Here is a 23,993-nt window from a genome sequence, read left to right as displayed (position 1 = left end):
TACTCCCCCGGCCCGCTCACTGGCTCGGTCGCCGTGGACGTACCCGCCTGGCCACCGCCGACCAGAGCCGGTCACCGAACGGGGCCCGTTTGATCCAGCGCAGTCGGGCGACCGCGCCGCCGGCCGGTTGGCGTTGCTGCGGGGGCGCGGTGATCCGGGCGTACGCGGCGCCGGTGGCGGGCCGGGTGGTGCCCGGTTCGAGCTGCTCGGAGGCGAGCGCCAGCCAGGTGAACTGTTGCAGCGTCCGCTGGTCGGGTCGGCCGCCGCGGGCCGCGGTGCGGAGCGCCTTCTCCACGGCGGGCCGGCGGACGAGCCGGGTCAGCGGGCCGTGCGCGGTGTCCAGCAGCTCCGCCATGGCCTGGAGGCCGTCGCCCTCCCACACCCGGGTGGCGGTGGACGGGCCGGTGGAGACGCTGACGAACGGGACCTGCGCCCACTCGGGCACCAGGCGGGCGATCAGCCCGGTGTGCATCAGCCGCTCGCGCTTCTGCTGCGGAGTCAACGCGAAGGTGGCGGCGACGAAGCCGGGCGACAGGAACGGGGTGACCATCCCGATCGCGTAGGCGGAGGTGTACCAGCGGCGGACCCGCTCCACCAGGTAGATGTAGTCGACCAGGCGCAGATCGTGCAGGCCGAGCCCGCTGCCGTGGTCGAGCAGGCCGCCGATCCTCTCCCGCTCCGCGGTGACCACGGCCGCGTCGGCGACGCCCGTCGGTACGGCGTTCAGCAGCCGGGCCAGGGCGGTCTCCTGCGGGGAGGGGCCGCCGTCGTCGTCCGTCGGGGGATACCAGTACTCGGTGGCGAGTTCGCCGGCGGCACCGGTGAAGGTGGCCGGGCCGGCCTGGTCGACCAGGCGTCCGGGGCCGGCGGGGCGCACCAGGTAGCTGGAGGGGAACTGGTGGTCGGTCAGCCGTTGCAGTCGCCGGGCCCGCTCGTGCAGGCCGGTCCCGAGCACGTTGGCCCGCGCCCCGGCGAGCCGGAGCGTGTGCTCGGGGTGCAGTCCCCGCTTGTCGCGCAGGATCCGCACCAGCTCGCGGGCGACCTCGCCCTCGGCGCGGGTGTCCTCGTTGGTCAGGAACCTGGGGGTCCGGCCGGCCGCGATCAGCGACGCGGCGATGAGCCGGGAGTCCTTCCCGCCCGACAGCCCGAGGGTGATGTCCTCGTCGTACAGGCTGTGGATGCTGGCGGCGGTGGCCGTGATGGCGTCGGCGGCGCGGTCGAGCAGCTCGGTCACCGGTCGACCCTGCGCCGCCAGTCCGTCCCGCACCACGTCGTCGGTGGCGTACCTCGTGGTGGTGGTGAGCTGCCACCCGCCGCCGTCGCGCCGGCGGCCGGTCACCCGCTCGCCGGGGCCGAGCAGTCGGGCGTCCCGCACCGGGGAGCTGTCGCCGCCGAAGTGCCCGCAGAGGGTGTACGACATCCAGCCGTCCAGGTCGGGCTGCGGGTCACCGTGCAGGAACGCGGCCAGCAGGTTGGGCCGGGTGCAGAAGGCCGTCAGGCCGCCCGACCCGCCCGTGAAGACCCGGCACATGCCGATCCAGTCCTGTTGCAGGGCGAAGTTCCCGCCCGCGTCGAGGGCCAGCAGGCCGAACGGCGGCACCACCTCGCGGTGCACGTCCTCGCCGGCCAGCAGGCGTCCGGCCAGCGCCGCCGGGCCGCCCGTCACGTCGACACCCACGGGCAGCCCGAGCGACACGGCGGTGACCGGCCCGACGGTGTCGACGACCGGCCACCGGTAGTGGCCCTGATCGCTGCGGTGCAGGACCGTCACGCCCCAGTCGTCGGCCCCGAATTCGTGTCGTACGAAACTGTCGGGCGCCACATCGGCGACGGCCGATTCAAAGCGATGTCTCGCGGCGCGCCGGGCGCTCTCCGACAGATTGTCGTCGGCGAACCAGGCCAGCATCACGTGCATGTGCGATTCCCCCGAACTCGCAGGAGCGGTCGTTTCCGCCTGGTGGGGAGTCAACCTCCCGGCCACCTGGCGCGGTTGCCTCGGTGAACAAACGAAGCACTTCCGGCATTGGTGATCGGGTCTGACCTTTCGGCGCTGACGACGGCACGAATTGGGCCCTTAAATGACAACAAAACGGACGATCGACGATCGGGTTGCTCCAGCGCGGGATTTGAGATCAATTTCTCCGCAGGGGATCGCCGTTTCGAATTAGCCGTACGCGGGATTCCCGGCACAGCACTTTTTTGGTGACCCGGCAAATGCGATGGCCGCTCCCGGATCCAGGCTCCCGACGCATATCCGACAGTCGCGCGTACGGGTGACGGGGCCCAATCGCCCGCACGCGCGGCTGTCGCATCAATGATCTCGAATGGCGGGCTGGTCGCCGTCGCCCCAGCCGAGCCCGCCCGGCCCCGGCGCGTGATGGAAGCCGGGATGGCCGGCGACGTCGGCGCAGCGCTCGCCGTCCGGGCCGGACGCGCCGCAGAACAACCGTTCGGCCTGCTGCCACGCCTCGGCCGGCGACAGCGCCGACGCGCCCAGGGCCACCTCGGGCCGCAACAGACTCAGCGCCTCCGCGTATCCGACGGCCAGTTCCCGGGCCGGCGCCAGGTCGGCGGCGGTGAAGCCGAGATGCACCGTGAAGAACCGGTCCGGCCGGGCCGAGCGGCGGGGCGGCGCGATCAACGACGCGCCGGCGACCTCCCCGGCCGTGCCGAGCGCCTCCCGCGCCTGCCGTTGCCGCCAGTACGCCGGCCTGTTGTCACGCATCTGTCCTCCCGTGGCGATCGTGGGCGGCCTCGTCCTCCGGTGCGCCGCCCGCGTTCCGTCCCGGCCGCCGCCGGCGTCCTGCCGGCGGCGGACCGACGGACCGCTCCCCCGAGAAAACCAGCTCTCCGCGTCCCTGGGAGGGGCCAGCTGACGCGTCGTCCGCTGGCCCCTCCCCGCCCCCTCTGCGCCGCCCGCCCGACGCGGGCACGGGGTTCAGCCACGCCGGCCTGGGTAGACGCAGAGGCACGGACAGGACCCGGCCGGCAACGGCCGCACCCCGGCCAGGAGGCCCGATGGCGACCATCCCGACGGAACGCAGCCCGGACAGCTCCATGGCGTTCCTGCGCGACGGCTACCGTTTCGTCGGCCGACGCTGCGACCGCCACGGCACCGACATCTTCCAGGCCCGACTGCTGCTGGAGCCCACCATCTGCCTGCGCGGCCGGCCGGCGGCGGAGCTCTTCTACGACACCGAGCGCTTCGTCCGGGCGGGCGCCATGCCGAAGCGGGCGCAGCGCACCCTCACCGGCCGCGGTGGCGTGCAGGGCCTCGACGGGACGGACCACGCCGACCGCAAGGCCATGTTCATGTCGATCATGACGCCGACCGCGGTCCGGCAGCTCGCGCAGCTCTTCGACGACGAGTGGCGGGCCCGCGTCCCGTCCTGGGAGTCGGGCGGGCCGGTGGTGCTCTACGACGAGGTCGGCCGGATGCTGACCCGCGCGGTCTGCGCCTGGGCCGGCGTACCGCTCGCGGACAGCGAGGTGGACCGGCGTACCGCCGAACTGCACGCGATGATCGAAGGGCCGGCGGCCCTCGGCCCCCAGCACTGGCGTGGCCTGTGGGGCCGCCGCCGGGGCGAACGCTGGATCGGCCGGGTCGTCGACCGGGAGCGCGCCGACACCCTCCCCGCCCCCGAGGGCAGCGCGCTGCGGGTGATCGCCGAGCACCGCGACGCCCACGGTCGGCTGCTCCCCCGGCGGATCGCGGCCGTCGAGCTGCTCAACGTGCTGCGCCCCACGGTCGCCGTCGACCGCTTCGTCGTCTTCGCCGCGCTGGCCCTGCACGACCACCCGGCCTGGCGGGAACGGGTCCGGGAGAGCGACGAGGCCACCGAGAGCTTCGTGCAGGAGGTACGCCGTTACTACCCCTTCTTCCCGGTGGCCGCCGCCCGGGTCCGGCGCCCGTTCGACTGGCAGGGCTACCACTTTCCGCGCGGCCGGCGGGTGCTGCTCGACCTGTACGGCACCAACCACCACCCGGCGCTCTGGCCGGAGCCGGAGCGGTTCCGGCCGGAGCGCTTCACCGGCTGGCGGGGCGACCCGTTCGCCCCCGTGCCGCAGGGCGGCGGCGAGCACCTGACCGGTCACCGCTGCGCCGGCGAGTGGATCACGATCGAGCTGATGAAACGGGCGGTGACGAACCTGACCACGACGATGCGGTACGACGTGCCGCCGCAGGACCTGGCGGTGAGCCTGCACCGGATGCCGGCGCTGCCGCCGAGCGGGTTTTTGATCACCAACGTCCGCCGCACGGCCTGAACACGGCACCGCCCCGGGGACCTCGTCGGCCCCGGGGCGGTGCGGTCGTGGCGCGCTCAGGCCGGGTGCAGGACGCTGCGCAGGCAGCCGTCCTCCTTCTTCTCGAACATCTCGTAGCCCCGCGCGCCCTGCTCCAGCGGCATCGGGTGGGTGGCCAGGTAGCCGGGATCGATCTCCCCGGCCGCGATCCGGTCCAGCAGCATCGGGATGTAGCGCTGCGCGTGCATCTGCCCCATCCGCAGCACCAGCGCCTTGTTCATCGCCGCGCCGAGCGGGAACTTGTCCACCAGGCCGGCGTAGACGCCGACGATGCTCACCGTGCCGCCCTTGCGGCAGGCCATGATCGCCTGTCGGACCGACGTGGGGCGGTCGGTCTGCATCCGGGCGGTCTGCTTCGCCTTGTCGTACGCGTACACCGGCCCGACGTCGTGCGACTCCATGCCGACGGCCTCGATGCACGCGTCCGGCCCCCGGCCGGCGGTCATCTCCCGCAGCGCCTCCAGCACGTCGGTCTCGGCGTAGTTGACCGTCTCCACGCCGAGCCGGTCGGCGGCGGTGGCGAGCCGCTCCGGCAGCCGGTCGATCACGATCACCCGCTCGGCGCCGAGGAGCTGCGCCGACCGGGCCGCCATCTGGCCGACCCCGCCGGCGCCCCAGACCGCGACCACCTCGCCGCCCTTCAGCGCGCAGAAGTCGGCGGCCATCCAGCCGGTGGGCATCGCGTCGGAGGCGAACACCACCGAGTCGTCGGGCACCCCGTCGGGAACAGTGAACGCCCCGATGTCGCCGAAGGGCACCCGGACGTACTCGGCGTGGCTGCCGGAGTAGCCCCCGGCGGCGTGCGAGTAGCCGAGGATGCCGGCCGGCGAGTGGCCCCAGAGCTTCTCGGTGAAGACCGGCTGCGGGTTGGAGTTGTCGCAGAGCGAGTACTGCTCGGTGCGGCAGTACCAGCAGCCGCCGCAGGCCACCACCGAGCCGACCACGACGCGGTCGCCGACGCGCAGCCGCCGTACGCCGGGGCCGGTCTCCACGACCTCGCCCATGAACTCGTGGCCGAGGACGTCGCCCTCCCGCATCGCCGGCAGGAAGCCGTTGATCAGGTGCAGGTCCGAGCCGCAGACGCTGCTGGCGCCGACCTTGACGATGACGTCGCCCTCGGCGCGGATCCGCGGCTCCGGCACGTCGCGTACGGCCAGCTTGCCGACGCCTTCCCAGCAGAGCGCCCTCACGCCCGTCCTCCCGTCCTCAGCTTCTCCCGCACCTTGTCGGTCGCCTTCTCCTGGGCCGGCCCGCGCCCGGACGGGTCCCGCCGGGTGTCGATGACCTGGCCGCACTCCACCAGCGCCTTCACCCGACGCAGCACGTCCCGCAGGGCCAGGTCCGGGTCGTCGCCGCCGAGGAGTCCGAACGCCCGGCGCAGCGGCCCGGAGCGCCACCGCAGCTCGGCGCGGACCTCCGTGCCCCGGTCCCGGGGCGCCGGTGTCAGGTGGACCGTGCCCTCCTGCTCAGGCCCGTCGGTGACCCGCCAGCGCAGCTGCCCGGGGCCCTCGACGGTGATCTCTGCCCGCCACTCGGTGCCCCCACCGGCCGGGTCCCGCGCCACGCAGCGCCAGCGGTCGTCGCCGAGCTGCTCCAGCGTCGCCCACTCGGCCAACGCCCGGTCCATCCGTTCCCGGTCGGTCCAGAAGCCGATCACCGCCTCCGCCGGCCGGTCGATCGTCACCCCGCGCCGCACCACGTACCACCCGTCGCGGCGCTCGGGCTGGCGCCGGCGTCGTCGACGGGCCACCGCCCGGCCGACGCCGACCACGGTCACGGTGGTGGCGCCGAGCAGCGCCCACCTCGTTCCGTTGCTGGTCATCACGTCTCCTCCACCCGGGTGCCCGGGGATGGACCACCCGCACCAGTTGCGCTACCCGGGACCGCCCGACCGAAACGACGCACCGGTTTGCCCGGCCGATAACCGGGCACCTGCTGCGGGCACCCACCACCACCGGGAGGCACCGTGTCCTTCGACGCCAGCGAGTACGGCCGGCACGCCGCGGACGTCTACGACGAGACGTACGCGCACCTGACACCGGACGCGGCGGTGCAGCGCCTCGCCGCGCTCGCCGACGGCGGCCCGGTGTGCGAGTTCGGCATCGGCACCGGCCGGCTCGCCCTGCCGCTGGTCGCGCGGGGACTGACCGTCGCCGGCATCGAGGGCTCCCCGGAGATGGCCGCCGGGCTGCGCGCCAAGCCCGGCGGGGACGCCGTCGAGGTGGCCGTCGGCGACTTCGCCGAGACCCGGGTGCCCGGCGAGTTCGCCCTGGTGGTGCTCGCGTTCAACACGATCTTCGCGCTGCCGGACCAGGCCGCCCAGGTGGCCGTCTTCCGCAACGCCGCCGCCCACCTGCGCCCCGGCGGCCGGTTCGTCGTCGAGGCGTGGGTGCCCGACCCGGGTGCCTTCCGCGCCGGCGGCGCGCTGCGGCCGGTGCGGGTGGCGGAGGACGTGGTGCTGCTGGAGGCGGCCCTGCTGCACCCCGCCGAGCAGCGGATGACCACCACGAAGGTCCGCTTCACCAACGGCGGCGTGCACCTGCTGCCCGCCAACCACCGCTACGCCTGGCCGGCGGAGCTGGACCTGATGGCCGAGCTGGCCGGGCTGCGCCGCGAGCACCGGTGGGAGGACTGGGGCGGCCGGCCGTTCACCGACCACAGCCGCGAGCACGTGTCCGTCTACCGCCGCCCGGAGCAGGCGTGAGCGCCCCGGCCCGCCCGGCCGGCGCCGCTCCCGGCGAGGACCGCGGCACCGGCGCGCCGACGGCCGGAAACACCGAAGACCGCCGGCTTCCCCTCGCGTACGTGCTGCCGCTGCGCTGGACCGACGACGCCGGCCTGGCCGAGCTGACCGGATACCTGCGCCGGCTGAGCGCCCGGGTCGACGTGACCGTGGTCGACGGGTCGGCCCCGGAACTGTTCGCCCGGCACGCGCGGGCCTGGCGCGGCCTGGTCCGGCACCTGCGGCCGGATCCCGCCCTGCGCGGCGTCAACGGCAAGGTGACGGGGGTGCTCACCGGCGTCGGCGCCGCCCGGCACGAGCACGTGGTGATCGCCGACGACGATGTCCGCTACGACGAGGCGGGGCTGCTCGCCGTGCACCGGCTGCTCGACCGGGTGGACCTGGTCCGGCCGCAGAACTACTTCGACCCGCTGCCCTGGCACGCGTGGTGGGACACCGGGCGCACCCTGCTCAACCGGGCGCTCGGCGCCGACTACCCCGGCACCCTGGCGGTACGCCGGAGCACCTTCCTCGCCATGGGCGGGTACGACCCGGACGTGCTTTTCGAGAACCTGGAGCTGATCCGCACCGTGCGCGCGTACGGGGGGACCGAGGCGGCACCCGCCTGGCTGCACGTACGCCGGCTGCCGCCCGACACCGCCCACTTCCTGGGCCAGCGGGTCCGCCAGGCGTACGACGACCTGGCCCAGCCGGCCCGCCTGGTGGCCTCGCTCGCGGTCCTGCCGGCACTGGCGGCGGCGGTCGCGACCCGGCGACCGGGGCTGCTGCTCGGGGCGGCCGCGACCACGGTGGCGCTCGCCGAGGCGGGCCGGCGCCGGGGCGGGGGCGGCGCGGTCTTCCCGCCGGCCACCGCCCTGGCGGCCCCGTTCTGGGTGCTGGAACGTGGCGTGTGCGGCTGGCTCGCCGTCGGCCGGCGCCTGCTCTTCGGCGGGGTCCGCTACGCCGGCGGACGGGTGCGGCGCGCCGCCCACTTCGAACGCACCCTCCGCCGTCACCTGCGCTGACGGCCCGCGCCCCCGCCCACGACGGGACGCGCCCGGGACGCACACGACAGCTCGCGGCCACTGACCGGAGGATGCTCCGGGAGTGGCCGCGAGCTGCGGCGTACGGTGATCGGGCTGGTCAGTACCGCACCTGTTCGCGCGACTGCTGCGCGTGGTCCTTCACGTCGTGCGCGGCCGACCGGGTGTCGTCCTTGACGGCGTGCACCGCGTCCTGGGCCGTGGAGCGCACCGACTGGGTGGCGTGCTGCGCCGGCTCGCGCAGCTCCTCCTTTAGCTCGCTGGCGACCTCGCCCAGCTTCTCCTTCACCACCCCGGCGTGCTCGCCGGCCTTCTCCTTGACCTGCGACGCCACCTGCTGCTCGCGGCTGGTGGCCGGGATCAGCGAGGAGGCGAGCCAGCCGACGCCGAAGGCGATCAGGCCGGCGGCCAGCGGGTTGCCCTCGGACTTCTGCCGGATCACGTGCGGCGCCCGCTGCGCGGCGTCGCTGACCGTCGAGGCCGCCGAGTGCGCCTTGTCGCTGACCGTCGAGGCGGCCGAGTGGGCCTTGTCGCTCACGGTGGACGCCGCCGAGGAGGCGTGGTCGCCCACCGCGTGGGCGCCGTGCTTGGTGCTGTGACCCAGGTCGGAAGCGCTTCCCATCACCTTGTCCCTCACATTCTGCAGTGCGTTGCGGGCCCGCTGCTTGCGGTCGTCGACGATGCGGGCGGGGCTGACCTTGTACGCCAGCGCGTCCACGTCGGAACTCAGGTTGTTCCGGGTGGCTTCGATCTCCCGGCGGATCTGGTCCGGGTCGGTGCTCATCGGGTGACCTCCTGCGGGTGGGGCTTGAGCGCGTCGGGGATCCGCTGCACGCTGTCGTTGGTCTGCTTGAGGCCGCGGATGTGCTCCGCGCTCTTCTTGGCCTTCGAGTAGAGGACCGCGGCGATCGCGCCCCAGATGACGGCCACGATCAGCGCCGCCCAGCCGGCGTCCATCACGTTGGACAGCCCGGCCCAGAGGGCCAGCGAGAGGAAGAGGGCCACCATGTAGCCGCCGAAGCCGGCGCCGCCGAAGAAGCCGGCGGTCTTGCCCGCCTTCTTGCCCTCCTGGCGGATCTCGGCCTTGGCCAGCTCGACCTCCTGCCGCATCAGGGTCGACAGGTCGCTGGTGACCTGGCGCATCAGCTCACCGATCGAGCTGCCCCTGACCTCGTCCGCGTCGTGGGGGTGGTAACCGGAGTCGAGCCCCGCCCCCTGCGTCGGCATGCTCATGCCGCCGCCTCCCTTCGGATGGTTCGTGGGCTCACGGACGGGTGGTCCCGGTCGACGGCACGCCCGGCAGCGGGTCGGTCTGGCTCACCGGCGGCAGCGGCTGGCCGACGCCACCGGCGGGGTCGGCGTAGCTGGTGGTGGTCTGCGGGTCGGCGTACGCGCCCGGGGTCGGGTCGAGGTAGCCGCCCGGCGGTACGGCGTCCGGCACCGCACGCGGGGCCGGCGGGGTCGGGATGACCGCGGTCCGCTCCGGGTCGTAGCCGGCGCCCGAGCCGTACGCGGGGTAGCCGTTGCCGCCCTGGTTGTCGCCGGCGGCCGAGATGTTCTTGGTCAGCCGGCCGGCGAGCACACCCAGCACGGCGGCGCCGACCAGGAAGGTGCCCGGGTTGCGTCGCGCGTAGTCGCGCACCTCGGCGATGAGGTCGCCGGGCTCGCGCTGCTCCAGCCAGCCGGCCACGCCGTGCACCCGGTCGGCGGCCTGGCGGGCGATCTCGCTCACCGGGCCGGCCTGGCCGCCCTGCTCAGCCATCGAGCGCATCTCGTCGGCCAGCGAGCGGAGCCCGCCGGCGGCACGCCGCTGCTGGTCGCCGGCCTGGCTGGCGAGCTGGCTGCGGGCCTCGCCGTAGAGGTTGCGCGCCTGGAGCTTCGCCTCGCCGACGACCTCCCGGCCCTGCTCCTTGGCCGTCTCGGCGACGGCGCCGCCGGCCTGCTTGGCCTCCGAGCCGACCTGACGGGCCTGCTCGCGGACGCCGCCGCCGTTGCTCGACTCCTGCCCGTACGTGGAAGTCGTGGGTGACAGATCGTAGGTCATGATTTCCCTTCCGCTCGGAAAGTCTCCGCGGGTCTGTGCTGGGGGGATGCGTCGGCCGTTCCTGCCGTCGCATCTCTTGACCTACCCTGCGTCGCCGGTTCCATACCTCGTTCGTGACTTCTCCTGCGCCCCGCCGCCGCGGGGGTACAAGATGGAGGATCGTCGGGCTGGGTGACGATGCCGTCGCGCACAGCGACGACGCCTCTCTCGCGGCCGGCGCCGCGGGCAGGGCGTTCCGCGGGGTCCACGGAGGTGAATCGATGGCACGGAACGCACGCGGCGGCCCGTCGGGCCCGAAGCCGAAGGTGCAGCTCGCTGCCGTGGCCGCGGCCGGGGTCTTCGCCCTGATCGGGGTGCTCGGATTCATCCCCGGCATCACCACCGGCTACGACGACATGACGTTCGCCGGCCACCACTCCGAGGCCCGGCTGCTCGGCCTGTTCCAGGTGTCGATCCTGCACAACGCGCTGCACCTGGGCTTCGGGCTGGCCGGCCTGGTGCTGGCCCGCAGCGTCGCCGGGGCCCGGATCTTCCTCGCCGGCGGCGGCGCCCTCTACCTCGGCCTGTGGCTGTACGGCTTCGCGATCGACCGGGAGAGCGCGGCGAACTTCATCCCGGTCAACGACGCCGACAACTGGCTGCACCTGGTCCTCGGCTTCGGCATGCTCGCCCTCGGGCTGCTGCTCTCCAACCAGGTGGGCACGGGCACCCGGCTGGACGACCCCTTCGACCGCCCCTGACCGGCACCGCGTCGCGGCGTTTGCCCGCCGCGACCTTCGGGCACGGATGTCGGAGGCCCGTCGACGAGGAGGTCGTCATGCCGAGGTGGTTGCGGGACAACGCGCTGACCGTGGCGATGTTCGGCGCGTTCCTCGTTTTCCTGGTGTTGCAGAGCGTGTTCGGTTGGCAGACGCACAACGAGGAGCTGGCCGAGTTCGGGGCCGCGCCGACCAGCTGGCTGGCGTACCTGGGCAGCGGGCACTTCATGGAGTCGGTCTTCGAGAACTGGGAGTCGGAGTTCCTCCAGATGGGCGGCTACGTCCTGCTCACCGCCTACCTGGTGCAGCGCGGCTCGGCGGAGTCGAAGCCGGTGGGGCAGACCGACCGGCCCGAGGACGACGAGCGGCGGGCCACCCCGGACTCCCCCTGGCCGGTACGCGCCGGCGGGCTGCCCCTGGTGGTCTACCGCAACAGCCTCTCCATCGCGCTGCTGCTGATCTTCGCCGGCTCGTTCGTCGGCCACCTGCTCGGCGGGACCGCCGACTACAACGAGCAGCAGGCGTTGCAGAGCGGCGCGCCGCCGATCGGCGCGTGGGAGTTCCTCGGCACGAGCGAGTTCTGGTTCCAGTCGATGCAGAACTGGCAGAGCGAGTTCCTCGCCGTCGGCACGCTGATCGTGCTGAGCATCTTCCTGCGTCAGCACGCGTCGCCGGAGTCGAAGCCGGTCACCGCCGAACACGCGCACACCGGCGACTGACCGCCCGGCCGCCGTCAGGCCGGCACGCGCAGCCGCTTGGCGAAGCAGACGCTGTACGGGTTGCCGACGTACTCGCCGTAGACCGGGATCGGTTCGTAGCCGCTGGAGGTGTAGAGCCCGATCGCGGCCGGCAGGTACGTGCCGGTCTCCAGGCGGAGGACCCCGTACCCCTGCTGGAAGGCCAGCTCCTCCAGCGCGGTCAGCAACTGCCGGGCGATGCCCCGCCCCCGGTACGCCGGGCGGACGTACATCCGCTTCACCTCGCCGGTGCCGGCGTCGAGCGCCTGGATCCCGCCGCAGGCGACCGCCCGCCCGTCGGCGACCACCACCAGGTAGCGGATGTCGTCGTGGGTGACGGTCGCCTGGCCGTCCAGCCCGCCGTCGGCCACCCGCAGCTCGCGCTGCTGGGCGGTGACCAGGACGTCGATCTCCGGATCGGTGGCGGGGCGGGACTCGATCAGCATCAGGCCACGCTAGGCGGCGGGGATTTCGGACAGGTTTCCGGCAGTCGACCCGCTCACGGAGCGCGACCGGCTATCCGGCGTCGTCCTCCACGGCGGCACGGGACGGGCCTGCGTCACGGGAGGGGCCGGCGTCACGGGACGGGCCGGCCTCGCGCGAGGGGCCGGCGTCGTCGAAGCCGTCCCCGTCCGACAGGTCGGCGTCGTCCGAGACGTCGGCGTCGGTGCCCTCGAACTCGTCCTCCGGGCGCTGCCGGCGGGCCTTGCGGGCCGCCAGCCGCTCCGCGGCGGACGCCCGGGTGGACTTCTCCTCCAGCCGGACGTCGGTGCCCCGGTTGCCGGGAATGAAGTCGGCCCCGGCGTAGAGGGTCGGCTGCCAGTCGAACTCCCGCTCGCCGATCCGGACCAGGTCGCCCGGTTCCGCGCCGGCCTTGCCCAGCTTCTCCTCGACACCCAGGCGGGCCAGCCGGTCGGCCAGGTAGCCGACGGCCTCGTCGTTGTCGAAGTTCGTCTGCCGCACCCACCGCTCGGGACGGACGCCGCGCACGACCCAGGCGCCGTCCGGGGCGGCCTCGATGGTGAAGCCGGCGTCGTCGACCGCCCGGGGCCGGATCACGATCCGGGTCGCCTCGGCCGGCGGCGCGGCCCTGCGGCCCTGCTCTACCAGCTCCGCCATCGCGTACATGAGCTCCTTGAGCCCCTCCCGGGTCGCTGCGGAGACCTCGAACACCCGGAAACCGCGCTCCTCCAGGTCGGGGCGGACGATCTCGGCCAGGTCCCGGCCGTCCGGCACGTCGACCTTGTTGAGCGCCACCAGCCGGGGACGGTCGGCCAGGCCGCCGTACTCGGCCAGCTCGGCCTCGATGGTGTCGATGTCGGCGACCGGGTCCCGGCCAGGCTCCAGGGTGGCGGTGTCGATGACGTGCACCAGCACCGCGCAGCGCTCGATGTGCCGCAGGAACTCCAGGCCGAGGCCCTTGCCGGTGGCCGCCCCGGGGATCAGGCCGGGCACGTCGGCGACGGTGAAGGTGTGGTTGTCCAGCCGGACCACGCCCAGGTTGGGCACCAGGGTGGTGAACGGGTAGTCGGCGATCTTCGGCTTGGCGGCGGAGATCACCGAGATCAGCGACGACTTGCCGGCCGACGGGAAGCCCACCAGCCCGACGTCGGCGACGCTCTTGAGCTCCAGCACCACGTCGAGCTGCTCGCCGGGCTCGCCCAACTCGGCGAAGCCGGGGGCCTTGCGCCGGGCGTTGGCCAGCGACGCGTTGCCCCGGCCGCCGCGCCCACCCCGGGCCACCTCGAAGGTCGTGCCCTCACCGACCATGTCGGCCAGGACCGTGCCGTCGGGGGCCTGCACCACGGTGCCGTTCGGCACCTTGAGCACGAGGTTGCGCCCGTTGGCGCCGTCCCGGTTCGAGCCGGCGCCACCCTTGCCGTTCTCGGCCTTCACGTGCGGGCGGAAGTGGAAGTCGAGCAGCGTCGTCACCTGCGGGTCGACCACCAGGGACACGCTGCCGCCGTGCCCGCCGTTGCCGCCGTCGGGGCCACCGAACGGCTTGAACTTCTCCCGGTGGATCGAGGCACAACCGTGCCCGCCATCGCCGGCCTGCAGGTGCAGGACGACCCGGTCAACGAACGTCGCCACGGGCGTCAATCCTTCCAGCGAGGGTCACGCCCCGCACGAGAAAAGGCGAAGCGGGCCGGGACACGAGGTCCGCGGCCCGCTTCGCCGGAAGACTACTGCTGCGGCACGATGCTGACGGTCTTGCGACCGCGCTTGGTGCCGAACTGGACCGCACCGGCGGCCAGCGCGAAGAGCGTGTCGTCTCCGCCGCGGCCGACCAGGTCACCGGGGTGGAACTTGGTGCCACGCTGACGGATGAGGATCTCACCCGCGCTGACGACCTGACCACCGAAGCGCTTCACGCCGAGCCGCTGGGCCGCGGAGTCACGACCGTTGCGCGAGCTGGACGCACCCTTTTTGTGAGCCATCTGAGGACGACCTACTTCCCGCTGGAGATGCCGGTCACCTTGACCTGGGTCAACGGCTGGCGGTGACCCTGGCGCTTGTGGTAGCCGGTCTTGTTCTTGAACTTGTGGATCCGGATCTTCGGGCCCTTGGTGTGCGCGGCGATCTCGCCGGACACCGCGACCTTGGCAAGCTTCGCCGCGTCGGTCACCAGGTCGTCACCGTCGACGAGGAGCACCGCGGTGAGCTTCACCGCGTCGCCGGGGGCACCGACGAGCTTCTCGACCTCGATCACGTCGCCCTCGGCGACCTTGTACTGCTTGCCGCCGGTCTTGACGATCGCGTACATCGGAGGCGGACTCCCTGTCGTTGAGGCTGCTGGCGGGTGTTCCCGCGGCGGCTCGCCGGGTAGCAGAGGCACGGCGGCGCGGGCACGCGAGAACTCGGTACACCAAAGTGCACCGCAGGCCAGCGTACGCCATCGGAGGGCCGACGCCCAAACCGGGCCCCGCCGGTCAGCGGGCGCAGAGCTGGTCGAGGCGCTGCCGGAGCCGGTCCAGCTCGGTCTCGTCGATCGAGTCGACGTCGGTGCCCAGCGTGCCGACCTCCGCCGCCATGTCCGCGAGAAGGGTCTTGAGCTGCGCGTCCTCGGCCCGGGTCGACTCGCGCCGCAGCGTGCTGCGCCAGTCGGTCAGCGCGGTGGAGATGCGGTCCCGGGCGGTCCGGGCCGCCGTGGCGTCGTCCGCCCCGACCGCCGCGACCATCTTGCCGAGTTCCTCGACGTACGTCCGCACGGCCGTCTCGCCGGCCCGCTGTGCCGCGGCACACACCTCGGGCGCGTTGCCGCCGGCCGCCCCGCTGCCGGCCCCCGGCCCGGTGCCGGTGGGCCCGACCGGCGTGGCGCCACCGGTCGGCGCGTCGCCGGGTGGGCCGGCCCGCTCCGGGCGCTCGGCCGCGCACCCGGCGCCGGCGAGCAGGGCAGCGGTGAGCGCGGTGACGGCGAGCAGACGGCGCATCGTTCTTCTCCTGACCGCAGGCGGCCGATCGTGGCCGGGGATCGACCATACGACAGGGCCCCTCCCGCCGGACATCACCGGGAAGGGGCCCTGTCACACGTCGGGTCGGTCAGCCGGTCACGGCCGGGTACGCCGCCGCGCGCCGCTGCGGCGGGAGCGGCGCCGGCCGGAGCCGCCCTCCGACTCGTCGCCGTCGGCGTCGGAGAGCGCGTCCGGGTCGTCCGGGGCGGCCAGCCGGGCCGACTCGCCCGTCTGGCTGTCGGCGACCTCTCCGGCGGCGGCGGTGTCCGCCTCGTAGCGGGACAGGTCGTAGCCCATGGTGTCGTGGTACTCGGTCTCCGGGCCGGCGTCGGCGTCAATCTCGGTGACCTCGGCCACGGTGCGCTCGGCCGGCGCGCTCTTGCGCGCCCGCCGCCGGGACGAGCCGGCGCCCTGCTCGGCCACCGCCGGGGCGGCCACGGCCGAGGCGACCGCCTTGACCTTCTCCCCCGCGCCGCCGCCGGAGCGCGGCTTCTCCGGCACCGGCTCGGTGTGGATGATCAGGCCCCGGCCCTTGCAGCACTCGCAGGTCTCGCTGAACGCCTCCAGCAGGCCCGCGCCGATCCGCTTGCGGGTCATCTGCACCAGGCCGAGCGAGGTGATCTCGGTGACCTGGTGCTTGGTGCGGTCCCGGCCCAGGCACTCGGTCAACCGGCGCAGCACCAGCTCGCGGTTGGACTCCAGCACCATGTCGATGAAGTCGATCACGACGATGCCGCCGAGGTCGCGCAGCCGGAGCTGGCGGACGATCTCCTCCGCCGCCTCCAGGTTGTTCCGGGTGACCGTCTCCTCCAGGTTGCCCCCGGAACCGGTGTACTTGCCGGTGTTGACGTCGATGACCGTCATCGCCTCGGTCCGGTCGATCACCAGCGACCCGCCCGAGGGGAGGAAGACCTTACGGTCCAGCCCCTTGATGATCTGCTCGTCGATCCGGTACTCGGCGAAGACGTCGGCCGCGCCGACGTGCCGGCGCAGCCGGGCGACCAGGTCCGGCGAGACGTGCGACAGGTACGACTCGACCATGTCGTACGACTGCTCGCCCTCGATCACCAGCTCGCGGAAGTCCTCGTTGAACAGGTCCCGGACGACCCGGATGACCAGGTCCGGCTCCTCGTAGAGCAGCACCGGGGCGCCGCCCTCGGCCGCCTTGGCCTGGATGTCCTCCCACTGCGCCTGGAGCCGCTTGACGTCGCGCGCCAGCTCGTCCTCGCTGGCGCCCTCGGCGGCGGTCCGGACGATCACGCCCGCGCCGTCCGGCACCAGCTTCTTCAGCACGTCCCGCAGCCGCTTGCGCTCGGTGTCGGGCAGCTTGCGGCTGATGCCGGAGGCGTTGCCGTGGGGCACGTAGACCAGGTGCCGGCCGGAGAGCGCGATGTGGCTGGTCAGCCGGGCGCCCTTGTGACCGATCGGGTCCTTGGTGACCTGCACCAGCACCGAGTCGCCGGAGCGCAGCGCCTGCTCGATCGAGCGGGCGCGCCCCTCCAGGCCGGTGGTGTCCCAGTTGACCTCGCCGGCGTACAGGACGGCATTGCGGCCGCGCCCGATGTCGACGAACGCCGCCTCCATGCTGGGCAGGACGTTCTGCACCTTGCCGAGGTAGACGTTGCCGGCCATGGTGCCGGAGGAGTTGCGGGTGACGTAGTGCTCGACGAGCACCCCGTCCTCCAGGACGGCGATCTGGGTCCGGTCGCCGCGCTGGCGTACCGCCATCACCCGGTCGACGGCCTCCCGGCGGGCCAGGAACTCCGACTCGCTGAGGATCGGCGGCCGGGTCCGGCGCTGCTCGCGGCCGTCGCGGCGGCGCTGGCGCTTGGCCTCCAGCCGGGTGGAGCCGGAGACGCCCTGCACCTCGTCCACGGTCTTGCGCGGCTCGCGGATCTTGACGACCGTCGGCACGCCGTCGTCGGCGCCCGCCTCGACGTCGCCGGCGCCCCGGCGGCGGCGACGGCGACGGCGACGGGTCAGGGCGTCGCCGCCCTCGGCCTCCTCGTCCTCGTCGCCCTCGGGCTCCTCCGCCTCGGCCTGCGCGGCCTCCTCGGACTCCTCGTCCTCGGCGTCCTCCGCGCCACCCTTGCCCCGGCCACGGCCGCGGCGACCACGGCGGCGCCGGCGGCGGGCCGCGGCGCTCTCGTCCTCGTCCTCGTCTTCGTCCTCGGCGGCCTCCTCGGCCTCCTCGGTCGGCTCCTCGGGCTCGACGGCCTCGACCGCCTCGACGTCGCGGCGGCCGCGCCGGCGGCGGCGCGCCGGCTCGGCCGGCTCCTCGGCGGCGGGCTCCTCCGGCTCCGGCTCCGGGACCGGGGCCACGACCCGGGCGACCGGGACGTCCTCCGGCTGCGGGGCCATGAACAGCACGGTGGGCGCGGAGAGCGCGGCCCGCCGACGGCGGGTGCGCGGCTCGGGCTCGACGACCGGCTCGGGCTCGACGACCGGCTCGACCTCCTCGGTCGGCTCCTCCTCGGCGGGCGGGGTCACCGCCACGCCCGGCGGGACCTCGCCGGAACGGCTCTCGGCGCCGCTGACGGCGGCGGGCGGGGCGGCGGCGCCGAACCCGGTGCCCGCCTCCGACTCGATCCCGGCGGCGGCCGACGGCTGCTCCGCGGGCGTGGCGCCGGTCGGCCCGGCGACGTCGGTCGGGGTCTCCGCGGCCGGCTCGGCCGCGGCGGGGGCGGCCTTCTTCCGGCGGGTACGCGTCGCCTTGGCCGGCGGAGCGGCCGGCTCGGCGGGTGCCTGGTCCGCCGCGACCGGCGCCTCTGCGGCGGGCGGCGCGGTGACCTCGGGGGCCTGCCCGGCGGCCTCGTCGGACGGCACGGTGGTGTCCTCGGCGGCCTTCGCGGTGGTGGCCTTGCGGCGGCGGCGCGTCGCCTTCGGGGCGGCGTCGAGGTCGCCGGAGACGGGGGCGAACACCTCGGCCTGGGGCGCCTCGCCGCTGCCCGGCACGGGCGCCGTGGACGCCTCGACCGGCACCTCGGTCTGCTCCGGCTGGTTCAGCGGCGTGGCCCGCCGCCGGGTCGTACGCCGTCGGACCGGCGCGGCCGGGGCCTGCTCGGCCCCGCCGGCCCCGGCGTTCTCCGCCCCGGCGGCGTTCTCGACGGTGCTGTTGTCGGCGGTCTCGTCGGCCGGCTGTGAACCGGTCCGTTCGCCGCCCTCGGGCTCGTTCTCGAGCATGGACGTTCTCCAGTTCTGGCTGCCCCGGGCGCGGGTGAGCGCTGCCACGCAGGGTCGCCGCAAAAGTGTTTCCGCCGGGCGCGCACGGTGCGCGACCGCCGAAGTCTGCCTACCTGAACGTCGACCGACGGTCAGCGTTCACCGATGGTTGCCCCGTCGCGGTCCGCGTCCAACGGATCCGCGATCGCATCCTGCGCGGTCAGCGTGCCCTGTGCCAGCCGGATCACCCTCGGCGAGACCGGCGGCTCCAGGTCGGCCACCACGCGGAGGCCGGAAAGGACGTCATCGGGCCGCACGGAGGGGGTGACCTGCCGCACGACCAGTTCGAGTATCGCACACGGTACGGCCGGTGCCCCGGAAGGCGTCTCCGGCGACGCGATCACATCGATGCGAATCACTGCGGCCCGGGCGTCGAAGGTGCGCCGGCCCTGCTTGGTCATCCGCTCGACCAGCACCTCCTCGGCGGCCGTGAAGGCGGAAACCGCCCGTTGCAGGACGGCCGGGTCGACCTCGGGCAGCTCGATGCGCCAGTGCGACGCCTCGATCCGGTCGGCAAGGCTCCCGCCGGCGGCCACGACGGCGTCGAGCACGTCGAGACCCGGCGAGAGGGCGGCGTCGAGCGCGGCGCGCAGCTCCGCCGGGTCCACCTGCTCGCGGAGACCGATCTCCAGGTACTCGGCCTCGCTCGCCACGCCCGTCGGGGCCGCGCTGGCGTACGAGATCTTGGGGTGCGGGGTGAAGCCCTGGGAGAAGGCGATCGGCACGCCCGCCCGGCGCAGCGCCCGCTCGAACGCCCGGGCGAAGTCCCGGTGCGAGGTGAAACGCAGCGGGCCGCGCTTGGCGTACCGGATCCGGACCCGCTGCACGACGGGTGCCTGGCCGCCCTCTGGCTGTGGTTTCCTACTGATCGTCGTGCTCCTCGTGTCGGAACCGGTTGATCGTGGCGGCACTGCTCGCGACTCGCGTGCCGCTGACGATGACCACATGATCGACCCGGCGCACGGCGGGCGGCACCCGCCGTGCGCCGAGGGCTACTGCTGGGCGCCGGTGGGGAGCTTCAGACCGTTGATCGGGGTGAGCGGGAGGAGCTTCTTCCCGGTCGGGCCGATCTGGATCTCGGTGTCCATCGACGGGCAGACGCCGCAGTCGAAGCACGGGGTCCACCGGCAGTCGTCCTGCTCGTACTCGCTGAGCGCGTCCTGCCAGTCCTGCCAGAGCCAGTCCTTGTCCAGGCCCGAGTCCAGGTGGTCCCAGGGCAGGACCTCCAGCTCGTCGCGCCGGCGGGTGGTGTACCAGTCGAGATCGACCCCGAAGGTCGGCAGCACCTCGGTCGCCGCCTCCACCCAGCGCTGGTAGGAGAAGTGCTCGCTCCAGCCGTCGAACCGGCCGCCGTTCTCCCACGCCCGGCGGATCACCGCGCCGACCCGCCGGTCGCCCCGGCTGAGCAGGCCCTCGATCAGCGACGGCTCGCCGTCGTGGTAGCGGAAGCCGATCGCCCGGCCGAGCGACCGGTCCGCGTTGATCGCCTGCTTGAGCATCTTGAGCCGGCCGTCGATGACCTCCGGCCGCTCCATCGGCGCCCACTGGAACGGGGTGTGCGGCTTCGGCACGAATCCGCCGATGGAGACCGTGCAGCGGATGTCCTTCGAGCCGGTCGCGGCCCGGCCGGCCTTGATGACCTCGTGGGCCATGTCCGCGATCTCGAGGACGTCTTCGTCGGTCTCGGTGGGCAGGCCGCACATGAAGTACAGCTTGACCTGCCGCCAGCCGTTCGTGTACGCGGTCACGACGGTGCGGATCAGGTCTTCCTTCGACACCATCTTGTTGATGACCTTGCGGATCCGCTCCGACCCGCCCTCGGGGGCGAAGGTCAGGCCGGTGCGCCGACCGTTGCGGGACAGCTCCTGCGCGAGGTCGATGTTGAACGCGTCGACCCGGGTCGACGGCAGCGAGAGCGAGACGTTGGTGCCCTCGTACTGCTGGGCCAGGCCGGAGCACATGTCGCCGATCTCGGAGTGGTCCGCCGACGACAGCGACAGCAGGCCCACCTCGTGGAAGCCGGAGAACTCCAGCCCCTCCCGCACCATCTGCCCGACGGTGGTGATGGAGCGCTCACGTACCGGCCGGGTGATCATGCCGGCCTGGCAGAACCGGCAGCCCCGGGTGCAGCCCCGGAAGATCTCCACCGCGTACCGCTCGTGCACGGTCTCCGCGAGCGGCACCAGGGGCTTCTTCGGGTACGGCCAGGCGTCCAGGTCCATGGTCGTGCGCTTGTGCACCCGGAACGGCACGTCCGGCCGGTTCGGCACGACCCGCTGGATGCGGCCGTCGGGCAGGTAGTCCACGTCGTAGAAGCGCGGCACGTAGACGCTCTCGGTGCGGGCCAGGCGCAGCAGCAGCTCGTCGCGCCCGCCCGGGGAGCCCTCGGCCTTCCACTCCCGCACGATCCCGGTGATCTCCAGCACCGCCTCCTCGCCGTCGCCGAGCACGGCGGCGTCGACGAAGTCGGCGATCGGCTCCGGGTTGAACGCGGCGTGGCCGCCGGCCACGATCACCGGGTCGGCGTCGGTGCGGTCGGCGGCGAGCAGCGGGATGCCGGCCAGGTCGATCGCCGTGAGCAGGTTGGTGTAGCCCAGCTCGGTGGAGAAGGAGACGCCGAAGACGTCGAAGTCGCGCACCGAGCGGTGCGCGTCGACGGTGAACTGCGGCACGCCGTGCGCGCGCATCAGCTTCTCCAGGTCCGGCCAGACCGCGTAGGTCCGCTCGGCGAGCACGTCGGGCAGCTCGTTGAGCACCTCGTAGAGGATCTGCACGCCCTGGTTGGGCAGGCCGACCTCGTAGGCGTCGGGATACATCAGCGCCCAGCGCACGGCCGCCGCGTCCCAGTCCTTGACCACCGCGCCCAGCTCGCCACCGACGTACTGGATGGGCTTGGTCACCTGGGGCAGCAGCGGCTCCAGCCGGGGCCAGACCGAATTGGCCGCGGCGGGGCGCGGCGTGGTGGACGGGACGCTCATGATGCCCAAGGGTACGCGGCCCGGCGGCGGCCACCGCGCGCACGCCGGTCACCGCGCCCCCGGGTCCCCCGTAACCGCGCCCCCGGCACGCCGGCCACCGCCGTCCCGGGCACGTCGCGGTCCCGCGCGCGGGGCCCGTCCGGCCCCTCCCGGTGCCGGCGACGACGGTGGCCGGAATCGCCCCGCTGGCGCGTCGGTACTAACCTCGGACCGGCGCGAGAGGAGATTGCCGCGATGCCGCAGCCGCAGCCGGGCACGGACCGGCCGGCCGACGGGAGCCCCCCGGGTCAGGACCAGGGTCCGGATCCGGCGGTCACCGAGGAGCCCCCGACCTCCCCCGCAGCACCCGCCCCCGCCGGCGGCACGGGCCCGGAGGGCACCCGTGAGCTGCCCACCGACGACCCCGGGCCGACCGCGACGACCGACGTCGCGCAGGACGCGGACGACGCCGGGCCGCACGCCGCCGGTGAGGCCGCCGCACGGCCGGACACCGGCGACGCCACCGCGCCGCAGGGCTCGGGCGACGCCGCCGCGCCGCGGGACGCCGACGACACCGGGACGGAGAGCACCCGCGACACCGGGCCCGGGCGGCCGGCCGGCACCGGCCCGGAGGGCACCCGCCTGCTGCCCGACGACGGCCCGCCGGCCGTGGGGCCGCAGGGCACCCGGATGTTCCCCGGCGACGCCCCGCCGGCCGTGGGGCCGCAGGGCACCCGGATGTTCCCCGCCGACGAGCGCCCGGCCGAGCCGTCCGCGCCCCGGTGGAGCGGCTCGGCGGCGGTTCCCCCACCGAAGCCGCGCAAGCGGGCCTGGGGTGAGTCGGCCGAGATCCCCCCGGTGCCGGCGCCTCCGCCGGCGCCCCCGCCCGAGCAGCCCGAGCACCTCACCCCGGTCGACCCGTGGGCGGGCGCGGACACCGGCGGGTGGGACCTGCCACCGCCCCCGCCGCCCCCGCCGCCCCCGCCGACGCTGCCCTACCCCGCCGCGCCGTCGACCCGGCCGTACTCCGGGCCGCCGTCGCCGCCCGTGCAGTCCCCCGCGCCGCCGGAGCCACCGCGTCCCACGCCGCCCCGGGTCGCGTACCCGGCCGCCCCGCCGCCGGCCTACCCCGTCTCCCCGCCGCCCGTGGCGTCGTACCCCGTCTCCCCGCCGCCGGTCTCCCGGGCGCCCGCCCCGGCCCGTCCGGCGCCTCCCCCGCCTCCGCCGCCCGCGCCGCCGAGGCAGCGTCGGGCGACGGCGCCGCCGGCCGGGCCCCCGCCCGGCCAGCAGGCCCCCAGGGGGTACGCCCCCACGCCCGCCCGCAAGCGTCGCCGCTGGCCGTGGGTCATGCTGCTCATGCTGGCCTGCTGCTGCGGCTGCCCGGCCTACTACGGGGTGCCGATGGCGTCGCAGTACCCGGCCGAGGCCAGCCTGCCGGCCGAGGTGGCCGACCTGCGGCTGCGCGACGACAACACCAGCAAGGCCACCGCCAAGCAGTTGGAGGCGGACGTGCGCAAGGCGCACTGGCTGGCCGAGGACACCTTCGCCGGCGTCTACGCCACGCCCGCCGGCAAGCGGGTGACGATCTTCGGCGGCACCGGCTTCCGGTTCACCCCGGAGTCCGACGCGGAGGACGAGATCACCCGGCTCACCGGGCAGTACTCCCTCGGCGAGGCCCAGGTGGTCGACACCGGCGTGCGCGGCCGGCACCAGCGCTGCGCGGTGGGCCGCGCCGACGGCCAGGACGTGGTGGTGTGCACCTCGGTCGACCACGGCAGCATCGCCACCGCGGTCTTCACCCGACTCTCCCTCGACGACAGCGCCACCCTGCTCGGCACCCTGCGGGAGCAGATGGTCACGACCAACCAGAAGTAGGTCCTCGCGGCCCGACCGGCTCCACGCCGTCGACACCGGAGCAGCGTGGGCGGCTCCGGCCGCCCCGAGGCCGGCTCAGGCCGGGGCGTCGCCCGGGGTGGCGGAGTGCGCGCGCGGCGGGGCGTAGCGGGGCACGTACTCCTGGCCGGTGAGCTTCTGAATCTCGGCCATGACCTCGTCGGTCATCTCGCGCAGCGAGGTGCGGTCGTCCGGCCGGCCGGTGAAGTCCAGCGGCTTGCCGAACCGGATGGTGATCTTGGCGCGGCCGGGACGGGGCACCCGGGTGCCGATGGGCTGGGCCTTGTCGGTGCCCGTCATGCCGACCGGGATGATCGGCACGCCGGCCGCCACGGCCAGCCGGGCCGCGCCGGTGCGCCCCCGGTAGAGCCGACCGTCCGGCGACCGGGTCCCCTCCGGATAGACCGCGACCAGGTCGCCGGCCTTGAGCACCGGGATGGCGGCGTCGAACGCGGACAGGGCCGCGCGACCGCCGGCCCGTTCGACCGGGATGGCGCCCAGGCCGGTGAGCACGTACTTGGAAAGGGCGCCCTTCGGGCCGGTGCCCTTGAAGTACTCCGACTTGGCCCAGAACGCCAGGTGCCGGGGAACCACGGTGCCGAGGAACAGCTCATCGGCGACCGAGAGGTGGTTGCCCGCGAAGATCGCGCCCCCCGCGTCCGGAATGTGCTCCAGCCCCTCCACGGTCGGACGGAAGGCCAGCCGGAGCGCGGGCGCCACGGTGAGCTTGCCGATGGTGTAGAGCAGGGGCACTGGTCCTCCGGCGGAGTGTGTGCGAACAGGCGGTGTCACGGTAACCGACGGGTCCACGGGGCGTCGTCGGGGTGGCGGGTCGACCGCCTGGTGAGCGGGCGTGTCGG

At 74.2% G+C, this 23,993-nt stretch carries 21 protein-coding genes and 1 pseudogene; 6 read left to right on the top strand and 16 right to left on the bottom strand.

The annotated features are described in order from the left end of the window. Nucleotides 1-16: 16 nt before the first annotated feature. Nucleotides 17-1,915 carry a hypothetical protein gene (locus DER29_RS25360; RefSeq protein ID WP_121400202.1) on the bottom strand — a complete coding sequence of 633 codons (1,899 nt, stop codon included), beginning with the start codon at nucleotides 1,913-1,915 and terminating at the stop codon, nucleotides 17-19. A gap of 396 nt (nucleotides 1,916-2,311) precedes the next feature. Further along, the gene (locus DER29_RS25355; protein WP_121400201.1) at nucleotides 2,312-2,725 is read right to left on the bottom strand and encodes a hypothetical protein; all 414 of its coding nucleotides are present in this window, start codon (nucleotides 2,723-2,725) and stop codon (nucleotides 2,312-2,314) included. A 293-nt stretch (nucleotides 2,726-3,018) separates the two neighbouring features. On the opposite strand from DER29_RS25355, the gene DER29_RS25350 reads away from it, so the two are divergent. Continuing rightward, on the top strand, nucleotides 3,019-4,266 hold the full coding sequence (locus DER29_RS25350) for a cytochrome P450 (RefSeq protein WP_121400200.1): 1,248 nt from the start codon (nucleotides 3,019-3,021) through the stop codon (nucleotides 4,264-4,266). A gap of 56 nt (nucleotides 4,267-4,322) precedes the next feature. On the opposite strand, the gene DER29_RS25345 is transcribed toward DER29_RS25350, so the two are convergent. Both DER29_RS25345 and DER29_RS25340 read right to left on the bottom strand, forming a co-directional pair. Next, a complete protein-coding gene (locus tag DER29_RS25345; protein WP_121400199.1) occupies nucleotides 4,323-5,495 on the bottom strand; it encodes a zinc-dependent alcohol dehydrogenase in 1,173 nt (390 codons plus the stop codon). After that, nucleotides 5,492-6,127, bottom strand: a complete 636-nt coding sequence (locus DER29_RS25340; RefSeq protein WP_121400198.1) for a cyclase — start codon at nucleotides 6,125-6,127, stop codon at nucleotides 5,492-5,494. The genes DER29_RS25345 and DER29_RS25340 overlap by 4 nt, the downstream gene beginning before the upstream one ends. 144 nt (nucleotides 6,128-6,271) lie before the next feature. On the opposite strand from DER29_RS25340, the gene DER29_RS25335 reads away from it, so the two are divergent. Both DER29_RS25335 and DER29_RS25330 read left to right on the top strand, forming a co-directional pair. After that, entirely contained in the window at nucleotides 6,272-7,009 is a 738-nt protein-coding gene (locus DER29_RS25335) for a class I SAM-dependent methyltransferase (protein WP_121400197.1), read from the top strand. Beyond that, complete coding sequence (locus DER29_RS25330; protein WP_233600152.1) at nucleotides 7,006-8,052, top strand: glycosyltransferase family 2 protein; 1,047 nt, start codon at nucleotides 7,006-7,008, stop codon at nucleotides 8,050-8,052. The genes DER29_RS25335 and DER29_RS25330 overlap by 4 nt, the downstream gene beginning before the upstream one ends. 118 nt (nucleotides 8,053-8,170) lie before the next feature. Here DER29_RS25330 and DER29_RS25325 read toward each other — a convergent pair whose 3' ends face one another. From DER29_RS25325 to DER29_RS25315, 3 genes are read right to left on the bottom strand one after another with little or no spacing between them, the layout of a single operon-like run. Beyond that, the gene (locus DER29_RS25325; protein WP_121400196.1) at nucleotides 8,171-8,854 is read right to left on the bottom strand and encodes a DUF3618 domain-containing protein; all 684 of its coding nucleotides are present in this window, start codon (nucleotides 8,852-8,854) and stop codon (nucleotides 8,171-8,173) included. After that, nucleotides 8,851-9,303, bottom strand: coding sequence for a phage holin family protein (locus tag DER29_RS25320; protein ID WP_088998863.1), 453 nt, complete (start codon nucleotides 9,301-9,303; stop codon nucleotides 8,851-8,853). Before DER29_RS25320 ends, DER29_RS25325 begins: the two co-directional genes overlap by 4 nt. A 31-nt stretch (nucleotides 9,304-9,334) precedes the next feature. Then, the gene (locus DER29_RS25315; RefSeq protein ID WP_121400195.1) at nucleotides 9,335-10,114 is read right to left on the bottom strand and encodes a hypothetical protein; all 780 of its coding nucleotides are present in this window, start codon (nucleotides 10,112-10,114) and stop codon (nucleotides 9,335-9,337) included. A gap of 260 nt (nucleotides 10,115-10,374) precedes the next feature. Here DER29_RS25315 and DER29_RS25310 point away from each other — a divergent pair, with 260 nt between their 5' ends. Together DER29_RS25310 and DER29_RS25305 are read left to right on the top strand one after the other, a co-directional pair. After that, entirely contained in the window at nucleotides 10,375-10,854 is a 480-nt protein-coding gene (locus tag DER29_RS25310) for a DUF4383 domain-containing protein (RefSeq protein ID WP_121400194.1), read from the top strand. Between the two features lie 77 nt (nucleotides 10,855-10,931). After that, on the top strand, nucleotides 10,932-11,591 hold the full coding sequence (locus DER29_RS25305) for a DUF6766 family protein (RefSeq protein ID WP_121400193.1): 660 nt from the start codon (nucleotides 10,932-10,934) through the stop codon (nucleotides 11,589-11,591). A gap of 14 nt (nucleotides 11,592-11,605) precedes the next feature. On the opposite strand, the gene DER29_RS25300 is transcribed toward DER29_RS25305, so the two are convergent. From DER29_RS25300 to DER29_RS25265, 8 genes and pseudogenes are all read right to left on the bottom strand, one after another. After that, entirely contained in the window at nucleotides 11,606-12,055 is a 450-nt protein-coding gene (locus tag DER29_RS25300; protein WP_121400192.1) for a GNAT family N-acetyltransferase, read from the bottom strand. A 202-nt stretch (nucleotides 12,056-12,257) separates the two neighbouring features. After that, a pseudogene (obgE, locus tag DER29_RS25295) lies at nucleotides 12,258-13,700 on the bottom strand (GTPase ObgE); the annotation flags it as partial. Between the two features lie 92 nt (nucleotides 13,701-13,792). Next, nucleotides 13,793-14,047 carry a 50S ribosomal protein L27 gene (rpmA, locus tag DER29_RS25290; RefSeq protein ID WP_088975624.1) on the bottom strand — a complete coding sequence of 85 codons (255 nt, stop codon included), beginning with the start codon at nucleotides 14,045-14,047 and terminating at the stop codon, nucleotides 13,793-13,795. Nucleotides 14,048-14,058: 11 nt separating this feature from the next. Next, nucleotides 14,059-14,373 carry a 50S ribosomal protein L21 gene (gene rplU / locus DER29_RS25285; RefSeq protein WP_088975625.1) on the bottom strand — a complete coding sequence of 105 codons (315 nt, stop codon included), beginning with the start codon at nucleotides 14,371-14,373 and terminating at the stop codon, nucleotides 14,059-14,061. 166 nt (nucleotides 14,374-14,539) lie between these two features. Next, entirely contained in the window at nucleotides 14,540-15,040 is a 501-nt protein-coding gene (locus DER29_RS25280; protein WP_121400191.1) for a hypothetical protein, read from the bottom strand. Nucleotides 15,041-15,157: 117 nt separating this feature from the next. Next, nucleotides 15,158-18,244 (bottom strand): Rne/Rng family ribonuclease, encoded by a 3,087-nt coding sequence (locus tag DER29_RS25275; protein ID WP_121400190.1) that lies wholly within the window; start codon nucleotides 18,242-18,244, stop codon nucleotides 15,158-15,160. 131 nt (nucleotides 18,245-18,375) lie between these two features. Continuing rightward, nucleotides 18,376-19,110 (bottom strand): TIGR03936 family radical SAM-associated protein, encoded by a 735-nt coding sequence (locus DER29_RS25270; protein ID WP_199729546.1) that lies wholly within the window; start codon nucleotides 19,108-19,110, stop codon nucleotides 18,376-18,378. 165 nt (nucleotides 19,111-19,275) lie between these two features. Then, entirely contained in the window at nucleotides 19,276-21,261 is a 1,986-nt protein-coding gene (locus DER29_RS25265) for a TIGR03960 family B12-binding radical SAM protein (RefSeq protein WP_121400189.1), read from the bottom strand. 669 nt (nucleotides 21,262-21,930) lie between these two features. Here DER29_RS25265 and DER29_RS35580 point away from each other — a divergent pair. After that, entirely contained in the window at nucleotides 21,931-23,115 is a 1,185-nt protein-coding gene (locus tag DER29_RS35580) for a hypothetical protein (RefSeq protein ID WP_370040763.1), read from the top strand. A gap of 75 nt (nucleotides 23,116-23,190) precedes the next feature. On the opposite strand, the gene DER29_RS25255 is transcribed toward DER29_RS35580, so the two are convergent. Then, a complete protein-coding gene (locus DER29_RS25255) occupies nucleotides 23,191-23,886 on the bottom strand; it encodes a 1-acyl-sn-glycerol-3-phosphate acyltransferase (RefSeq protein ID WP_121400188.1) in 696 nt (231 codons plus the stop codon). Between the last annotated feature and the right edge of the window lie 107 nt (nucleotides 23,887-23,993).

The organism is Micromonospora sp. M71_S20 (genome assembly GCF_003664255.1).
In the GTDB taxonomy this organism is placed as follows: Bacteria; Actinomycetota; Actinomycetes; order Mycobacteriales; family Micromonosporaceae; genus Micromonospora.
Note: the sequence above shows the minus strand (reverse complement) of the source record. Positions and strands in the feature narration are given on the sequence as shown.